Genomic DNA, 18605 nt, shown 5'->3' with positions numbered 1-18605 from the left:
TTGATATCTGCTCCTTTCTAAGGAACTATAATCATCATGATCTATTCCCTAGTAAAATAATTGAGCTGAACAAATTTGTTCAGCTCTTTTTAAAAATATATTAGGTTGATTCAAAATTCCTATGTCTCAATTTATATCTGACGATAAACTTAGTTAATCTACTAACTACTCAGCCTCAATATATCTAATTCCCAGGCCAGTAATAATATAAATTACATTGCTTTCATAACCATAAAACAAATGGCTGTCGTTTTCTAATAAGTTGTAAGGTATAACTTGCTCCAAAGAATAGCTATGCAATTGAAATTGTTTCTCATACATATATTTATTCTCTACTCTCATGACTTGTTGAATGTAACACATGTCTTTATTTGAGATACGACTTACGACAAACGGGATAATTGAAGAACTGTACCGGTACTCTTGAGTTTCATAATCGATCTGAAGACGTATCTCTTCTTTGTCGTAGAAACATTCATTAACCATAGAGTCTATGTCGAAATTATCCTCATACCGCGTTCCTTTCATTAATGACTGAATAACTATGTCATCAATCATCTTTTCTTTGCTAATGTAATTATTATTGTATAAATAAACAGCTAACAGTAGATTGCTATTACATAGATTTAAGAAGTCTCTTTTTGCTTCGACACCATAGCAAACCGTAATATGATATTCAATATATTCTTCAAAATCACTGAGATTTACATTTAATGTTTCTAAAATTTCTCTGGTATTTACATTCATCACAGATATCACTCCAGCGCTTATTTAGTATTTGTAAAGATCAAAGCCGAACACAGTAGTGTTCGGCTTTATTTTCTCAATATACATAATATGAATGTGTCACTACACCATATTTTTCTTGATCCTCGATATAAAATACATAGGATGTATATGCTCTAGCATTCATTGCCGTGCCCCAAGTATCACAATCAGAGGATAGTTGGTTACCGTTTATACGATCCTTTGATGATATGAACTCCCCTGCATAACATATTGGAAGAATAATGTCTTTGTGATTATCATAAATCTCGATATCAATCTTACTTCCATCATCATCCCATACGGTTGCCTGAGCCATTTTTGACCTGGAGAATATGAACCATTCAATTGCAGATACATGATCAGCCTCTATTTCCACTTGATAATCATATACATCTGTTCGAACTTCAATACTAGTTCTTTTTTCTGCTTCCATATCTGAGCCATATTTTAAAAGACGCAGATAGTCTACATATTTATTTTCAGATGTCGTTTTGATATCCCATGGACACTCGATTTCAATCTCTGAGACAATGTACAGCGTGTTATCCTCATAACCGTAGAATAGAGTACTCTTTGGCTTTAACAGACCGTAGGGTAAGACCTCATCAAGTGAAACTCGGTGCAAATGATATTGTTTATTGTTCATATATTTGTTTTCTACTTCCATAGCACTTCTGATATAAAAAATATCTTGATTGGAAATGCACCGCAGTGAAACCGGTGGAATAAATCCAGATTCAGTTATTTCCAACTCTGGCGCATCGATTAGAATCTGAATCGATACTTCCTTCCGATCATAATTATTCATTTCCAACAAAGCTTCAAAGTTACTACAGTTCTCAAATCGTGTTCCTTTAAAAAGTGCTTGTATGACAATGTCATCAATCATTTTACGTTTACTTATGAAATTGTTATTGTACAGATACATCCCTAACTCGAAGTTTCTATTTAAATCACTTTCAAATTCATCTGATGCCTCAATTCCATAGTTATATCCGATATGAAACTGATTATAATCATTTAATTGAACATCCAGCTCTTTATCTTGTACATTGATCATTGAAATCACTCCGATTCATTATTTTAGAATACTAACTCAAAGTCCGTCTCAAATAGATTGGAAGAACTTATTTCTTTCTTAATGGCTGCAATCAATTCAATGATTTGGTACTCGTTGTTCGGATTCATGTGTCGGGTTTTCCCGGCAGCTAGATTCTCCTCACTGATGACTTGCAAAGCAATAGTTAGATCTACTTCTGCTTTCCGATTAATCTGTTTATTTGTCTTCTCATGGACACTTACATTCTCAAGCAGATAAGCTCGAAAATATCCATTAGTTTTCAGGAAGCAAAAACCGGCAATGCTCGGTAATTTAAATTGCTCTTCCCACCTTTTTGCATTTACCTTGAGAACAACATAACTTTCTGCAATTGGTTTCTTCATTAGCTTCTCCTTCATGCTCAGCACGCAAAAAAAGCGAAATCCTCTGGAGAGAATTTCGCTTTTCGATATTTATGCGCTAGGCAAGTTTTTAATTTTTGGATAAGAATGTTTAGTACACTTCATACAAAAGGATGGTTAATTGTGAATACAAATAATATATCACCTTTTGTTATAAAAAACGCCATCATATAATCCTATGTACGCGTAACTCATCATTGCTCCATGATTATATTTCTTTTAATCATGTCCTTTATTCAACCTTCAGACAACATCGTAATAACGTGCATGTCATAAGTGTGAACCAATGAGGAGAGTAATTTAATAACTAGCTTTATTCTATCGTATTCACTGTTTTTATTCAATAAAAAAAGCCGCCTCCTATTGGAGACGGTTTAGCCTAACTATGTGGACGGTTTGTTATATCTATTCAGAAGTCTATCGAGTTCAACCGACTTCTGAATCACAAATTCGTTTTGGAAGTTAAAATTATGTTCTTCAGCTAGCGTTTCTAACTCTTTTCTTACTATTTCAATCTGGTACATATCAACTACATCATTCTGATAAAGATTACTGTTCATATAAATACCGCCTCTCCTGGTATAAGAAAAACGTAGACATAAGTCGTCTACGTTTTTTGGTGATCTTTATTATTCGGTCCCTAAAAGTCTAGAAAACGCCACTGGATAGACTTTTACTTTACATTTATGTTTTAGAGTCAGATAAGATTTGTGATTTGGTAGGGATAACTCATTGAAAAGTGAGCTGAAATAAGATACCACTTCTAGTGCGGCATATTTATTTGTGAGGAGTTTTTGAGGTTCTTTACTGATCAGTTGAGAACAAGCCATTTCCGAAGGTCCTATAGGATCTTCATCTTCTAACATGTCCGGAAATTCGGTACAAACTGGATCAAGGATAGTCTCTCCTTTCCAACGCAGCCCGCACACGACCTGCCCGGTCCAACCAGTAGCCATAAAATCCGTCTTCTCTTCCGTTGTCCATTGAGACATTGTTCTTTCATCCTGTGGTACGCGAGAACCCTCTACACCTACATCGATATAGATCAGATCTTCTTGAGATAGAAAATATCTATGCATGAGCTGCCGGCTGAAGTTATTATCGACACATCCGATTAAGATAGGGATTTTCAGTTGGCAAAAACCAAAATCAATATACTCATCATTAAATAGATTAGTAAGTATTTGTTCTGAATCGACATAGCTCTGTGTGTAAGAAAACACAGGTACATTGTAATGATTTCCATAACGTCGAGCTAAGATCGTTGCTTTCTTTTGATCAATATCCTTAGGTAGGAACAATTGATTTTTGAGATTGTGTTCTTCAACCGTATCTGGATCTGCAATCATGTAAGATCCTTTAATCCCAAAGATGTTCATCAGCTGTGTAATTTGTTGTATTACCGCTGATCCGTTTGCTCCACATCCTAATTGGACAATCTGAAAATAGGGTTTGAAATCAGAGGAGAATGTAATCATATTTGAGAATCCTCATGTATTACGTCAGATTTAATCACTCTAACTTGAGGGTATGATGAAGCGTTTTGAGGGAAAGGAGAAGAAAATAGTTTAGAAGGATTAACAGATATGAATCTACCATTAACATGTACTCTGCATTGTATCTCTGGGAAGAACTCATCCAATTTTCCGATGATTGTATATAAGCATGTACCAATCTCGCTTTCATCGTCCTGTGGAGATGGTTTGGCCGGGAAATTGTGATGTGAGTGTATTTCCATGACTTTTATACTACCATCAGCTATACCACTGTTTTTAATTGGTTGAACGTTCATTTTCGAGGCGTCTTGTGGAGGTATACTTAAAGTATAGTTTCCATCCAACAAAAGAATCTCACCATACACTTCGACTTCCTGTTTAGTAAACTCCTTTGATATGCTTATGAACGCGCTAAGTACCTGGAAAGGTATCAACGGTTTATTAAAGTTAATCCCCTCATAGAGCTGTTTAGCAATAGGTATACGACCTGCCTTTGAACAAGATGTATACACATCTCCATTTCTAATGTGATAAACGTATCCATCCGCTGAAGGGACATACATATTATATTTCGGTTCTAGGTTTGCTTGCTCCAGAGAAGCGTAGATTCCATGTCGATCCTCTAAGCTCAAGCCTCTCTTGCGCCCGTGAATTTGGGGGACAATGATGTTTGATGTCGGTGGCATAGTAAGAGTGACATAATCACTATCACACATTTCTCCGTATTCCTCAGCCAATTTGAGTCTAAGGTCTTCCGTATTTATTGGCCTACGTTCATCCGTATCACTTACGCGAATCCCGGTCTGGATTTCCTCAGTCTCGAAGTACTCTGTGATGGGTGTTAGTACCCCATCATACTTAATACAGGTACTCAAGTTGACTTGGAGATCTTCGTATTTCACCGTCACCTTTTTGACTGGTGCGCTGCTTTGAGCAAGTTTATTTTTGCGATTTTTAATGTCATGTTGTTGCTGTACCGCGGGTTTCAATATTTCCTGATCATCAGGAGATAAGAAAGCAAAGATATCCGTTTGTACATTATCGTGTGATTTATGAGTCATTTGTCGACAGCTCCTAGTTGATTTTTAGAATTTAGTTAAAAAAGAATCTAATGTAATGTTCTCACTGACAAGCCATTCATCAGGGAATTCAGAAGATTCCATCTTACTGTATAGTTCTCTCAATTCAGTGATACCTGATAGATTTCTGGATTCATTATAATAACAATTCGTACTTTGTGATCCAAAAAAAAGGTTATGCATAGTAACGCATTGACCCAGCTTTGTTAATTGCGGCAACTGATTAGAACCCATACAGACTTTGCCGAAGCTAACATTGGCATAAGGGTATTTAAAGAGTTCTGTTTCGCCGGTTATGTTTTTATCTTGTACGCCAAAGCAGTACATTCCTTGAATCCTTCCACTAACTTCAACTTGATAGATAAATAAAAGCCTAGGATGGCCCACTTTTTGTAGTTTATCTTTGTAATAATACATATCCCAAAGTTGTTTTTGGACTTCGCACACCACAATATGTCTATTTGTCTTATCGTTTCTTATATATTTAATCCAGCCTTTATTCATGATAGGCGTCTCAATCCGCTCTTTTATAAGCGTGGAGCGCTTTACACCATGAATACTCAATTTTTTAGTGCTGGTTCGATGTCCCACAATAGTTTTTGCATTCAACTCTCGAAGTTCTGCATCTATAATTGATTCAGCAAAATCGTTGAAGGTCATCTCATAGTCCCCTAAAACTGCTCCAAGATCATTTGAGACTTCGACACGACAGATTGGAATTGAAAAATCTCTTTGTTGAGACCAGGACACGTTAAATTTTCGCACGAATGACGGTTTTCCTTTCCATTAGGGATTTCATTTTAACTACTATTTTAATGATGTGCTCAAGATAAAAACTGAAGTATCCAGCATAGTCTTCAATAGTTAAAATGATCATATTAAATTCTTGGTTTAGTTTAATTTCCATGTGAGAGGAACTATAGTCACAATGTACAATGGTTAAAAAAGAACCCATATTGGACCCAAAATCGTCTTCCCTCATCAATTCTCGCAATACTGTTCCACTGAATTGGTATACGATTTCATCTTTATTTTCCTCACTAGTATCGTCCACATTAATACCAATTTCCGAATTAATAAGTCTAATCAATGTGAAAAGAAGACAAGATCCTCCCACACCATACTGGTATGAGTTATCTATTATCCATTGGTCTTCTCCTGTTTTAAGTTGACTAAGATCTACACCGTAATCGTAAGCGATCTTAAGCATTCTCAAGTTGTCCATTGAGCCTCTTATGTTATCAATGTCGTCTTCATAAAATAAAAGCATGATACACTTCCTTTAGATAAAATCATCCTCGTGACTCAACACTTTGTCTCTATGGTTAGCAAATGAATAGCAATTTTGCATTAATATAGAATATTCATAAAAGGGGTTATACCAATTGTTTTTGGCATGTTCTCGATAGCCCCAGGATTCAGCAGTTTCATGCGAATCCAAGTAAAAAGCCCTGTCAAAAGCTTGGTTAATGTCGCTCATGTTAAATGAGGAGAAATCAACATGCTTCACATTTCCAGCTCCAGAGAAGTAATAGTCAATGATCCTGTAGACATTCTCTGTTCTAACCACCTTGTCATCCAAACTTTTTTCTGCGAGTCTTTTCTCAAAACGTTCCAAATCGAATGATATATTTGGTCTATCCACTTAAATCATGCCCTCTCATTAGAAAAGTAAAAAGGTGTCTGCGTTAGTCAGCAGAGACACCTTTTTTTGTTCTTATTTCGTTTGCTTACTGCTTCTATACGGCAAAATGAGCTGTACATCACCATTTAAGTCTTCCGGTTTAATTAATATAGGGCCTAAATCTCCAGTTAGCACAACCCTAACCATTCTACTTTGATAAGCTTTGAGAGCTTCTATAAAATACTTCGTATTAATAGATACGGATATCTCATCACCAATAAATTCGTTGATAAAAATTTCTCCTCGACCTGCAGCTAAAGAGGTATCGTCAGATGTTAATTCGATACTCCCTTCAGGATTGGTTTTCATAATTGTTATTCCACCTTTACTACTATCCCCTTTTAGAATAAATTGCATCTCCAGGGAAGCGAGTAGCTCCGTACGGTGAATTAAGAAGCTTGCTTTGTAATCCTCTGTGACGGGTATAATCCTGTCGATGTTTGGATAGGTCCCCTCCAGTAGTGTCGTTGTATATGTCGTATCACCTGATTGTATAATCAGACGATTATCCACATTATATAGGTCCACTTTGTTGCTATTAATAAGCTTAGAAATCTTGCTTAAAGGTTCAGCGGATACGACCATGCCATTGCCAAACTCAACTAGTGAATCGGTCTTATAGCTGGCTCTTGCTAAACGATGTCGGTTTGTTGTGGAGAATATGAGTTCACCATCATTTTGCTTGATATGCACTCCTGTAAAGATTGGAGTCGATTCATCAGTACTGGCTGCAAATACGGTTTTATTTAGTATTGCAATAAAATGTGATGATTCAAGCGTCAGTAGTGGTTTCCCTTTTTTTGATATGAATTTTGGGAATTCAACAGCGCTTATACCCTGCATATTGATCTCCGTTTTTATCTTTGTATCAACGGATTGCAAGTTGATAAGCCTCTGATCTGTGCTTTCTTCGTTCGGATGATCAGAGACAGTAATACAGACACCTGATCCCATTTTTTTGATAATATCAATAATTAATGGAGGGATCATGACTGATCCAATGTCAAAAACCTCTAACTCCTGGTCTTTAGTTTTGATAATATGCTCCGTTGAGTTAACCGTATTATCCGTGGTTAATATAAGACCTTTTTTTGTGACATGAAACTTGATCATAGTGCAAATCGGGAATTTTGTGGACTTATCTAATGTTTCTTTTACCTTGACCAACCCATCTAACAACAATTTAGTTTTTATTTGAATTTTCATTTATGAACATCCTTTCGAATTATGGCTAACAAAAAAGGCACAAGTTACTGAAAAAAGTAACCGTGCCTTTTTTATTTTGGAATCTCAACTTTAACTTTAAGCAAACGCTGTATGCTCTCAGTTAAGCCGATATGTTTAATAATTTCGTGAATAGTAACACAATACAAATTACTTTGAATGACCAAACCATACTGGGTTGATTGTTTAAATACTAACTTGCCGTATTTATCTGAGATCAAACCTGAAGTGTCTACACTCATAGGGTAGCCATACTTTTTCATACAGACCTGGAACATCAGTTTCATGTCGAATGAATCAAGTTCAAGGTTACGAATGACTGAAGCTTTCCAAAGATTGCTACGTTTTTTTAAACCTTGAAGTACATGTTGCATTAGGATCTTCAATTTGTGACCTTTGCTTGGTTGATGAATGGCCAAGCATAAACGGGCCCATGAAGCATCGCTCATATCCAATCCTACCCTTTTCCAAATGATTACCTCAGTGCTTTGATCGGCTGCAGAACATGCTTTCCTAATCTCATGTTTCACACTGTTCTCAGAAGATACATAGATACATTCCTGTTGCTTATCCTTATTAAATGTGATCTTAAGAGATGGCATTCCAGGTACTACATTAGTCACCGATGTCCAATCAAATTTCTTTCTTTTAAAAAGTATCAACATTACACGCCTCCTTGGATTTTTATGCAATAAAAAAACGCACGACTTCGCGAAAGCGATGTCATGCGTTTTGGATGCAAAAAGTTTAAATTCGTTGTTAGTTTAAGACTGTAACCAGTTGATTGAACAATGGCTTTAAAAAGGAACAATACCTCTGTGTTTCGCCAAGTTCTTATTGTCTTCACTTATTAAAAGTGTTCACAATGTTCTTCTTCATCCTGATAAATGACTTAACTCTTACCAGTCCAATCATGTCGCTGTAATTTTATCATCTCATTTGTTGAGTACATAAACACAGATACATTGAAGAGTGTAGATTTCATAAATTAGGTTCATTTTACCTTAAAATCTACAAAAAATAAAGCTTTATGATGTTTTAGGTGCTTTTATGATGTAATTTTCGTATAGAATACCAAAAACCAAAAGCGGTAATAGAGCTGATACTCCCAAAATCACATTTGTCTGAAAGAACGACTGATGGATGAAATAAAATACAACACTGAATACAATAGCAACCAACAAATACATAAGATTTAAGCCAATGGGATTTATTTTCCCCTTAAACAATCTATCTCTCATCCACACGATAAGCGATGTACTGACTATGGAAAGCAGAAAAACCGGAATGCTGATTAAGAATATATAGAAAATACCTGTTGTGAATGCATTATCTATCCCACCATCACTTTGTGGTGCTGCAAAAATCAGAATGGTGTACAAGACAGCAGCTATTAAAGCAGTAATTACATTTGAGAGGATAAAACGTCCTAGATGTTGCAATCTTGGGCTAGTACTGTTCAAAATGAAGCACCTACCTTATATTTTTTCAATTCACCTCATTATATATGATTATTTGGAATCAGTCATACTTTTACTGGAAAAAACCTCTACATTTTGTAGAGGTTTTCTTGCACAAAATATTTTTTAAGTAGCATTGATCAAACGAATCATATTATAAATATATCGATCTCCACCAATAAAGCTGTTGCTCCATGAACCGTTAACTTGTACACGAATTGCGGATGACCCGGAGCCATCTAGGACAACACAATTAACAGGATCTAAGCCGATGTGTTCAATGGACGCTTTCAAGTCATTGATCGTAATAGCATCTGGTGTTGCAATCAGATATACATCATCGCCTTTCCATGCGATCGCTGTTCTTGGCAATGGTACATTGAATTGAGCAACATTCCAGTCCGAAGATGTAAAACTGTTACCCCCAATGATTGTTTTAACATTGCTATACTTGGCCAATACCTCTGCAGTGTTTGTTGCATACATATATGCTGCTTTTGTGGTACCCCCACTTGTATAGATGACCAATGTCTTACGTGCAAAGAGTTCAACGGACGATCCGTTTTGCAAATAGTTTTTAGGCAGTGTCCGAGTTTTGACTGGAGAGCCATATGTGACAGAGACGTTACCGGAATCAGTAGATGAGTACGCAATAGATCTACCCTGCAGGGGAGGGATATTGTAGTTATCATTCTCTGGATGGAAGAAACCACCGTTGATACCCATAAAAGAAGTCTGTGACATCGGTTTTAAGATTGTTTCACTTTTGATGTTGGAAAGTTTCGTTTTGATATATTTCATACGTGGACCGTATGGAGAAAAAATCGACAGTGGTGCTCCTTCAACTTGTTTGTATTCATAGTTAGTAGCCATATAATAATTCCCCTATTCAGATTAGATTAGAGAAACGTAATTAAAGAATGGGACTTGTTCTATAGCGTCATTCCTCCGCCTAGATAAGTCTTAATTACCTTCTCATATATATAGGCAATTTAAAATGTAATTTAACAACCTTTTAGTTAAAATAAAGTTGTCATTTGTATTATGGATGTTAATCTTTCTGTAGATTAAATTTAGTTATTTCTGGGGGATTTATGAGACATCCATACATGGAAAGTTCATTCTACAATAAAGCCAAAAAAATTGAGCGATCATTTAAAAAATCTATTCGTACTGGTCAGCATTCGTTTAAAACGGGATTAGGCCGGACTATCACTATACTTGGGATAACTTCATCAGATATCATATTTCGAGTAGATTCTACTGAATCTATTCATAAACTAAACCGTTTGAAATTTAAACAGGCTCTCGCGTTTGTTCTATTCCATCGCAATGTATCGAGAAAGGATTTAGAGCAGTTTCACAGCTTCAATTCTCATCTAATGGCCGTGTTGAATGCAGCACTGAGTAAAAATATGTCCAGAATACTCAAGCTTGCAAATCGAACATTGCGGTTAGTTATTAAAGGTGTTAGATATTACTTTTCTGGAATGGAATTTTCAGCGAAAGATCGCTTGCTCGTCCAAAGTCAGGGCGGTAAGTTTATTTTAATGAGTAATTATTATCTTCGGGGTCTATCGCGTGATAAGCTCTTAGCAACACTTAGACACTGCAGAGACATTGGATTGCATGTGATTATTGATTCTGGAAGCTTCAGCGTAATGCGGCAAGCAAACAAATCAAACAAATCCGGACAAAAAGATAAATGATATATGTCTCAAGCAATACTGTGAGCTGCTGATCAGCATTAAAGAGTATATAATGGGGTACTTCAATTTAGACGAAGATAGTAATATCGAAAAATCAAAACGTAACCTGAAATACTTAAGTGCGAATGTTGGATTCCCGCCCTATCCTGTATGGCATCAAGGTTTTGGATGGGACGAGCTAGATAAGTTAGTAAACTCTTGTGAGCATCAGTTAATCGGAATAGGAGGAACGGTGTTTATGCATTCAACACCAGCCAAGAGAAAGCTGTTTCAAGAGATATTTTCGAAATATGGGGACCAACAAGGATTCCATTGGCTTGGAGGCTCAAGTGTATTGCTAAATGAATTTCCTTTTATTTCTACCGATTCTACTGGATTTAATATAGGCAGGAGATTCCGCCGCCTAGTACCACTCAATTCTCCTCAGATAGCCGCTCCTTCTGAGATGGACTCCATTGATTGCATAAAGTACAATATTCGTCAACTCGTAAAACTTGAGAACAATCATCACGATCATCAATATGAATTGCCCTTATAATTTGTAGGACAAAAAAACTACCGGCACAAACGTAAAATGTACCCAATAAGATAGATATGTTGTTAAGGTCTATTTTATTGGGTATTTGTTTATCATAAAATTAGATGTTGCAGCGGTTATGTTTATTAGAAGAACAAGGAAAATATGAGATTTATGAAAAGTAGGACTAATTATGGAGTTCAATTAATTTGAAAAAGCTACCGCCTGTAAATACAGACAGCAGCTTCCTATTTTATTTCCCTTCGATCGTCACTTTATCATTTTTTGTGTCTGGATCATCCAATTTAAAGCCAACAAACGAGTCATCTACACGAGTAAATAAACTAAAATCCTTGTTATATGCTAAACCTGAATAGGTTGTATTGAAGATTTTTTGACTATTCGACCCTTGTTCAAAGTTCACTAAGTAATCAGTCACTTCAGTGCTTGTCTTTTCTTCTGTTAGTATCTCACCATCTAAATTATATCCCTTCGGATAATAATATTCCATTATACCATTCTCCAGAACAACCTCTATCTCTTGAGTAGATTGTCCTAATTCATCTAAGGTTATATCTAGTATGTATTTACCTGTAGCTTTCGCAGTTGAATTTTCTTTTACATACTTAATTATTTCATCATCAGATAGGTCATCATATTCATCAATTGGAAGACTTTTAAGATTCCAGTAATGGGTTGCATATCCGTTTTCAAAAACATACACGTCCTTAACAGTAGTCTTTCTAGTTGGATATACTTTAGCTTTAAACCAAACAGGATACTTTTCTAAAGCTTCACTTAATGGCATAAAATCTTCGGCTGTATGACTTCGTGGATTATCATATATTGAATCCTCAACCGTTTGCCCAGAATCTTTGTTAGTACCACAAGCCCCTAGAATTAGTACAGTAGTAAGTACCGTCAGCATTGTCAACCATTTCTTCCTTAACACCATTTCTTAGCCCCCATATTAATTTAGGAAATTTTAACCAACTAGTAGTATAGCTGTTTTTACTGAATTCTACAAACAAATTAATAGGGAATAGAGATGATCAGTGCCTTGCTAAATAACGCATAGCCAATCATTACTCGTTTGTACAAGCAAAAGTAGCTAACATTAATGATACCAATTATGAGTAAATATACATTCAAGTGAGATAAGTTATAATCAACCATTTAGGAAAATATTAAGTTGTATAAACGTAAATTAAAAAGGCACCTCAAAGTAAAAATGAGATGCCTTTTTGATTTTGTGTAACAGTACTATAGTTTAGAAAGCAAATGACAAGAATACTACATACTAATAATATCTTACTTGGTTCACATAGCCGATTTAATATTATTACAACTCATTATCACTTAAAAGTCGAAAGTCAATTGGTCTTTAATTACATCCCCCATGGACTTAGACTTAATTCGGATCGGTGTTGTGGAGAGCTTGTAGTTTAGTAAATCGATCTTGGTTATTTTGTCTTCAGGTGCAGGGGTGTAAATCTCACTCTTCTTCTGTATAACACGCGTAATATCAATTGCTTCAGTGATTACATCTGTTGCATCCAATGGATTAACTATGTCATGTACGCCACATAAACGTTTTGTTTCCTCAGTAAGCACTTTAAACGCCTGTGCTATAGCCTTAGGATACTCCTCTTCAGAAACCAGCTGCAGATTTTCATTCATATCTTTTTCAGCAGCGCTTTTCCATGTTTCAGTGAGCTCCGCTGCTGATAAACTGCTAGCCAAATCTCGAGTCAGTGCTGACTCGTTATCTTTACCAAATTCTGCTATTTTATCTGATCTCTCAATCCTGCCCTCGACTAAAAGTGCAGAAATTCTCTTTTTCATCAAATGGGCAAACTGCTTCATTTGATGCGTATCTTTGTTGACAAAATAACGCACAGTACATTCTTTTGTCTGCCCTATACGCCACGCTCTTCTACCCGCCTGTCTTACAGCATTGATATCATCATTCAATTGCCAAAAATTCAAATTAGGCCATTCTAGAAGGTCTAACCCGACCTGTACAAGCGAAGCATTCATAATGAGTACTTTAGTTCTCAACCTCTTCTGTTCTTCCAGCCACTCGAACCTCCCCATACTGCTTGTCGTGTTCTTATCTAGGATCACACTCTCAATCCCGGCTTCGGATAGTATTTTCTGAATACGTTCGTTTGTTTTGAATTTATTAGTGAAGTGAGTGTATATGATAGACCCTCGTCCTAATGCTGCTTCCCTACGAACAGTTTCAATCAATTCGCGTTCGGCAGAAGTACGATATTCATCGGGGAAGGTTGGTGGTGATAAATACGCAAGTCGGCCTCCATTGTCATCTAAAAACTCGATACACATTTCTTTTGTTGGCTGAGCGGCATAATTCAACAAGGATGATGCATAGACAGACCATGCTTTACTGCCAAGATCTGATTGTAATTTGGTACAGGTATCAAAGAGTTCCCTTTCAAATGTTCTATAGGCTTGAGCGTGTTCTTCATCCATATCAACAATTACCGGCTCTTCTCGTAAATTTACAAGAGGAAGACCTAAATCAGAAAGTTCGACAAAGACTGCTTTATGCAACAAATGTTTGGCAACTAGCTGTGGAGCAATCCCTGGTTTCTCTTTGATTTGGATATTTTCTGCTCTCCGGTTCGTTGTACGACCGGCATTACCCTCAACATTATTATCTAGATAAGTTACTCTTTCCAGGACTCCATATTTTTGAGCCCAGAGTTCTTTTGTTGTGGTGTGCTCAAAACCCTCATCTATTAAAGGACCGGGCTCTGATCGCCAAAGTGTTGCTTGAATTGATGATGAAACGCCACTTGTTAATGTTCCAGTAAGGAAAATTGCTTTATTACAGCTGCGAAGAAGTTTATGAAAAGATAATCCTCGACCGCTATTAGATGCTTTCATTTGCTGAATTTCATCAAAGATACCTAATGAAAAGTGTGACCGAAGGTGTTTTTGAAGAATTTCAGCTATCATCCAACGAGATTTATAACGATCTTCTCCTCTCGATTTAAGAGCTGGTCGTGCTAATGAACAATGTTTCTTCTGTTTCTTCTTTTTGTCCACAGAATCTTTAATTTGGGAGTATTTAAGCTGACATGTGCAGGAGATTTGTCTAATTAGTGGAGTATAACGTTGAACAAATGCTTTTGGTAACCCGTTTGGTCCGAGGATTCTAAGTTCTCGAGCTTGATCAATGTCATTTAAATCAGGGGGATGTTTTGGAGATTCAACAAGGTCTTTCCATGTAGCCAAGATTCCAGCTTCACCGTCTTTTCCTTTAGGAGACTTTATCGGTTGATAACAATCCGGACAGCACCAATATTTTCTCCGATTATTCCAGATAGCCCCGCTAATAAATTTGCTTGCTGTTAATTTCATTCTGTCTGTGGACACCAAAACAAACTCAATCATTCCTTTAGGTACCTTATTTCCATTTTTTATATCTCTCACGTAGTTAAGAGCATCCTCTGTAGAATTCAATACTTTAACAATCGTATGTTGAGATCCAAGTACCGTTGGAATTTCTTCACCTGCCCACTTTGGAATAGTGATTGCCGGAGCAGTAATGAGAACGGAAATACCCTTAGGGCTTCCATTATCTTTTTTCTCTTGGTTTATTGAATATGCGAGCGATAGAGCCATTTGTGTTTTACCACAACCCATGTCAGCGGTAAGGAATGCAGAATATCCATGCTTTAGAATATACAACATTGCCATTACTGCTCTAGCCTGTGCTGGTAAGCAAATTCGGTTTGTCATACCCAAGTACTTTTTATAGGTTTTATTGTCGTATAAAGGCTTGAGATATTGATCTATTTTAGAAGATAAAAACTCAGCATTTTCTCTAAGATAATCCTCTGTTGTCATTCCTTCTGTGAATATGGCTGATTGATCAAACTTGGTTCTGTCAGATGAAAATACATTTAACGTACCATTAATTATGGCTTGATCTATAATATTAAGCACTTCTTCTTCCTTTAGTGAGGAAAGGTGCATGGCCGATATGTTATCTGCATTGGCCATATCCGTTTTTATAACGTCAATATTGTACCATTTATCTTTTGGTAGTAATGATAGATACAAATTAGCCCAATCTTTTGTTTTTGGTAGATTGTATTTTTGGGCAATAAATTGTCCAGCAAGTTCTTCAATATTATCCGATCTTGAGATAATAATTTTATCTGGATGAGAACGTTTATTTGCATCAGCTTCCATACATGCTTCGTTGTAATCTTGTACAAGAGATAAACGAGGCAATAAAAATGTATGACAGACTTTGTTATGGATTTCTTCAACTCTTCTGTAGGCGCGGTTAGTTTTATATGTTTTGGACTCCCCAGTAAAGTAATTTGTAATAGTGAATTCACTTTTCGAATACATTAGAGCATGGATAGATCTGCATGCGCTTAGAGTACCGGCTATAGATAGCCCAAGAACAGTGACCTGATCATTTGAAAGCATCAGCATTTTTACGTAAGCTTCAAGCGTTTTACCTTCCTCTTCAAATCTGATTATACGAATATCGGTCGTAGCATATTGTAAAATAGCTATGAACTCTTCAACATTCGGGTAACCTAATGAACCTGTTTTCAGTTCACATAAATCTGAGAGAGAATGAATACCGATGAGATAATCTTGGATGATTTCCCAAACTTCATTACTGGCCATATCCATGTACTTCTCAATGTTACGGAGCATTGCTGAAATGTTGTGTCTGTACGTATTCTGTGGATTCGTTCTGATAAGTTTCTCAATTTGATTAAGTAAAGTTGTCATATTTACATCTCACTTTCTGCTAAGTTCATAGTTGCTATTTTAGATCAATGTGACCGTCCGATTTAAATACACGGATGATAGATTTTCGCGTGAAGTTTTCAATTAACCTACTTTTCCTAGTCTCTGGATCATATTCGACCCTTTTACTTTGATGTGATTCGTCTTTAGCAACTAAAAGATGATCACCCATATATTCGGGTAAAGCTCCAGATTGTATTGCTTGAACTTGATGCGTAATTTTAAGGGGCATAGCTGGATTTCTGATGTGGTCATTTTGAAACCGAACATCTTCAACCATCGAATATACTTTGTCCATAAAGTGAATTTCACTTTCAGATTGTAGAATGTCTTCTATGGAGACTATAGTACTAGTAAATAGAAGCATAGGTTTGTTTTGGGGGATTACTTTATAACAGACGTTGCTCCAATCTGGAGTGTCTAGTGAAGGTATTGATGCTGGGCCACTAAAGGAAAGATTAATTAAATAGTCCTCTAATTGTTCGTTAGTGGTTTTCGTTTTTTTTCGATAACCATAGATAATCACTTGTTTATACGTATCATAATTTTCATCCGTAAAACGATACACTCTAACCTCTTCAAGACGACTAGAGATCAATTTAGCAAGATCTTTTAATGTGTATTGTGGAACGTTAAGTATTACTAATGCTGAATCAGATAAGTAACTATTGGGTTGAGTAAGGTTTCTAAAAAACTGGACCTCTGCTCTTTCCGATTTGATCTGCATAAAGGGTGGGTTTAAATATAGTAGACTAAAAGAATCATGACTCATTCGAGTGTCTTCGTACCCACATGCAAGAACATGATCCACATGATTTTTTGCTTCAGCAGCTCTAGACTTTTCTAACTCAATTCCATAAGTGGAAACTTTGTCTGAATCATCAAAATGATTTTTCATTTGATTGATTGCGGTGCCTGTACCTGCACATGGGTCAAGAATGGAGATATTTCCATGAGTTTGAGTCGTTATCCTTTTCAGGATAAGTTCCATTTCGGATACGGGGGTAGGATAGAATCCTCCCTTAGCTTCACTTTCTAATCGAGCCATAATCGCATGTTCCTCCTAAAATAAAAAGAGTCCACTTGAAGTGAACTCTCTTAAGTATTTATTATATTTGTGAGTCTCATTTCTTTTTATTTATCAACGTGAATCTAATTTCACCTCCGCTATAGAGTAAACGATATTTTACTTTTTAATTGGAACCAACAGAATCTGTCCTGGTTGAATATTGGACTGGATATTGTTGGTTGATTGGATCAGATCTACTGCTTTTCGTGGGTCTCCATTGTAGTATTTTTTACTGATGTTGAATAAAGTGTCTCCACTTTCAACAATGTAAGTTATGTACTCATCTGTTGAATGAGTATCCATAGTTTGATTAAAGAGTGCAGCACTTCCGAAGATGGTAATACAGACAAAAGTGATTGATGTAATTAAACGGCTAGATCTTCGTGCTTTACGACTAAAGATTTTGACTAGTAGTTCAACTGTTTCAATCAATTTAATCATTGTAATTGCAACGTATTTTAGTGCTTTCTTTTTCATCGGTAATCCTCCTTAAAATAGAAAAAAGCAGGGCCCGGGGGACTCTGCTTTTTTTGTGGATATATAAAAAAAGAGAAGTATCTCCATTTTTAGGATTGATACATCTCTTGGATATTCAAATATGAATTTTTAAATTTTGAGTGAAAAGGTTTTAATACTTTAAGAGATAGGCCTAAGAAAATCAAAAAGTTAACATACTCTTTCTGAAGTGTCTTGTGTCATTAATCCCTAATCAGCGTTTGCTCTTAAATTTTTAGTAGAGTACGCTCTCTCAATATAGATTTATACCCGTTATGAATGAATAAGGTATATCCATGTTATTACGGTAGTTAGTTATCATCATATTAAAATGTACATAACATATTGCGTAAGAAGGTATATTGAGAAATAAAAGTAAATCTATGCGACTATTCTATCATCAAATATATATACTTCTCAAGTTATAAGTTAAAAATTAGAGATTATTATGCTCGTAGTATGTTTTCACCTTAATTATATATATTTCTTATTATTTAGTTTTCTCTTGTGTTAGCTTGTTTTAGAGGGAAAATTTCTCTTTTATAATCTAGCTTTCTAGGGTACTAAGGCCACACGCAACGGAGTGAACTGCCACACGTAACTATGTAATCGGCCACAACTTACTTACTGTGAATAGACACACTAACAAGAGTCAAAAGCCACATGATGCAGAATAAGCAGCCACACGAAACGGAGTCAGACAGTGATCATTTCTTTAATTCCTGTGGATATCTTCAAAAATACTCTGGTTCATGTGGCTTTTAATGTCCTACTCCCTTCATTTACTCTGTTTGGTGTGGCCTTTCTTGTAATAGTGAATATGTATGAGATAATTTA

Annotated in this window: 19 protein-coding genes; 2 read left to right on the top strand and 17 right to left on the bottom strand. The window is 36.0% G+C overall.

Annotation, left to right across the window (positions count from 1 at the left end; genetic code table 11):
• Window positions 1–165: 165 nt before the first annotated feature.
• The 13 genes from CRO25_RS24760 to CRO25_RS24700 all read right to left on the bottom strand — a co-directional run bounded on the left by CRO25_RS24760 (window position 166) and on the right by CRO25_RS24700 (window position 10045).
• A complete protein-coding gene (locus CRO25_RS24760) occupies window positions 166–747 on the bottom strand; it encodes a hypothetical protein (RefSeq protein ID WP_079696765.1) in 582 nt (193 codons plus the stop codon).
• 76 nt (window positions 748–823) lie between these two features.
• Entirely contained in the window at window positions 824–1828 is a 1005-nt protein-coding gene (locus CRO25_RS24755; protein ID WP_079696764.1) for a hypothetical protein, read from the bottom strand.
• A 23-nt stretch (window positions 1829–1851) separates the two neighbouring features.
• A complete protein-coding gene (locus CRO25_RS24750) occupies window positions 1852–2211 on the bottom strand; it encodes a hypothetical protein (RefSeq protein ID WP_079696763.1) in 360 nt (119 codons plus the stop codon).
• 401 nt (window positions 2212–2612) lie between these two features.
• Window positions 2613–2753 (bottom strand): aspartyl-phosphate phosphatase Spo0E family protein, encoded by a 141-nt coding sequence (locus CRO25_RS34315; protein ID WP_372829357.1) that lies wholly within the window; start codon window positions 2751–2753, stop codon window positions 2613–2615.
• 105 nt (window positions 2754–2858) lie between these two features.
• Complete coding sequence (locus tag CRO25_RS24740) at window positions 2859–3707, bottom strand: ThiF family adenylyltransferase (protein WP_079696761.1); 849 nt, start codon at window positions 3705–3707, stop codon at window positions 2859–2861.
• Window positions 3704–4786: a hypothetical protein gene (locus tag CRO25_RS24735; protein ID WP_079696760.1), complete on the bottom strand. Its 1083-nt coding sequence runs from the start codon at window positions 4784–4786 to the stop codon at window positions 3704–3706. Before CRO25_RS24735 ends, CRO25_RS24740 begins: the two co-directional genes overlap by 4 nt.
• A gap of 24 nt (window positions 4787–4810) precedes the next feature.
• Entirely contained in the window at window positions 4811–5554 is a 744-nt protein-coding gene (locus CRO25_RS24730; protein WP_143806586.1) for a hypothetical protein, read from the bottom strand.
• 1 nt (window position 5555) lies between these two features.
• Window positions 5556–6074: a hypothetical protein gene (locus tag CRO25_RS24725; RefSeq protein WP_079696758.1), complete on the bottom strand. Its 519-nt coding sequence runs from the start codon at window positions 6072–6074 to the stop codon at window positions 5556–5558.
• Between the two features lie 12 nt (window positions 6075–6086).
• The gene (locus CRO25_RS24720) at window positions 6087–6449 is read right to left on the bottom strand and encodes a hypothetical protein (protein ID WP_079696757.1); all 363 of its coding nucleotides are present in this window, start codon (window positions 6447–6449) and stop codon (window positions 6087–6089) included.
• Between the two features lie 72 nt (window positions 6450–6521).
• Window positions 6522–7694, bottom strand: a complete 1173-nt coding sequence (gene dnaN, locus CRO25_RS24715) for a DNA polymerase III subunit beta (RefSeq protein ID WP_079696756.1) — start codon at window positions 7692–7694, stop codon at window positions 6522–6524.
• 71 nt (window positions 7695–7765) lie between these two features.
• Window positions 7766–8377: a hypothetical protein gene (locus tag CRO25_RS24710; protein WP_079696755.1), complete on the bottom strand. Its 612-nt coding sequence runs from the start codon at window positions 8375–8377 to the stop codon at window positions 7766–7768.
• Between the two features lie 363 nt (window positions 8378–8740).
• A complete protein-coding gene (locus CRO25_RS24705; protein WP_079696754.1) occupies window positions 8741–9175 on the bottom strand; it encodes a hypothetical protein in 435 nt (144 codons plus the stop codon).
• 123 nt (window positions 9176–9298) lie between these two features.
• The gene (locus CRO25_RS24700; protein WP_079696753.1) at window positions 9299–10045 is read right to left on the bottom strand and encodes a phosphodiester glycosidase family protein; all 747 of its coding nucleotides are present in this window, start codon (window positions 10043–10045) and stop codon (window positions 9299–9301) included.
• 236 nt (window positions 10046–10281) lie between these two features.
• Here CRO25_RS24700 and CRO25_RS24695 point away from each other — a divergent pair, with 236 nt between their 5' ends.
• Together CRO25_RS24695 and CRO25_RS24690 are read left to right on the top strand one after the other, a co-directional pair.
• Window positions 10282–10881: a hypothetical protein gene (locus CRO25_RS24695; protein WP_079696752.1), complete on the top strand. Its 600-nt coding sequence runs from the start codon at window positions 10282–10284 to the stop codon at window positions 10879–10881.
• 52 nt (window positions 10882–10933) lie between these two features.
• A complete protein-coding gene (locus CRO25_RS24690) occupies window positions 10934–11419 on the top strand; it encodes a hypothetical protein (protein ID WP_079696751.1) in 486 nt (161 codons plus the stop codon).
• Window positions 11420–11651: 232 nt separating this feature from the next.
• Here the strand turns inward: CRO25_RS24690 and CRO25_RS24685 are convergent, their stop codons facing one another.
• From CRO25_RS24685 to CRO25_RS24670, 4 genes are all read right to left on the bottom strand, one after another.
• Complete coding sequence (locus tag CRO25_RS24685; protein ID WP_179800946.1) at window positions 11652–12326, bottom strand: hypothetical protein; 675 nt, start codon at window positions 12324–12326, stop codon at window positions 11652–11654.
• Between the two features lie 431 nt (window positions 12327–12757).
• Window positions 12758–16084, bottom strand: coding sequence for a hypothetical protein (locus CRO25_RS24680; protein ID WP_179132254.1), 3327 nt, complete (start codon window positions 16082–16084; stop codon window positions 12758–12760).
• A gap of 136 nt (window positions 16085–16220) precedes the next feature.
• Window positions 16221–17252: a DUF6094 domain-containing protein gene (locus CRO25_RS24675; protein WP_079696748.1), complete on the bottom strand. Its 1032-nt coding sequence runs from the start codon at window positions 17250–17252 to the stop codon at window positions 16221–16223.
• Window positions 17253–17390: 138 nt separating this feature from the next.
• On the bottom strand, window positions 17391–17750 hold the full coding sequence (locus tag CRO25_RS24670; RefSeq protein ID WP_079696747.1) for a LysM peptidoglycan-binding domain-containing protein: 360 nt from the start codon (window positions 17748–17750) through the stop codon (window positions 17391–17393).
• Window positions 17751–18605 lie beyond the last annotated feature (855 nt).

The sequence above is a fragment of the Paenibacillus sp. RU5M genome (assembly GCF_900221055.1).
In the GTDB taxonomy this organism is placed as follows: Bacteria; Bacillota; Bacilli; order Paenibacillales; family Paenibacillaceae; genus Paenibacillus; species Paenibacillus marchantiae.
Note: the sequence above shows the minus strand (reverse complement) of the source record. Positions and strands in the feature narration are given on the sequence as shown.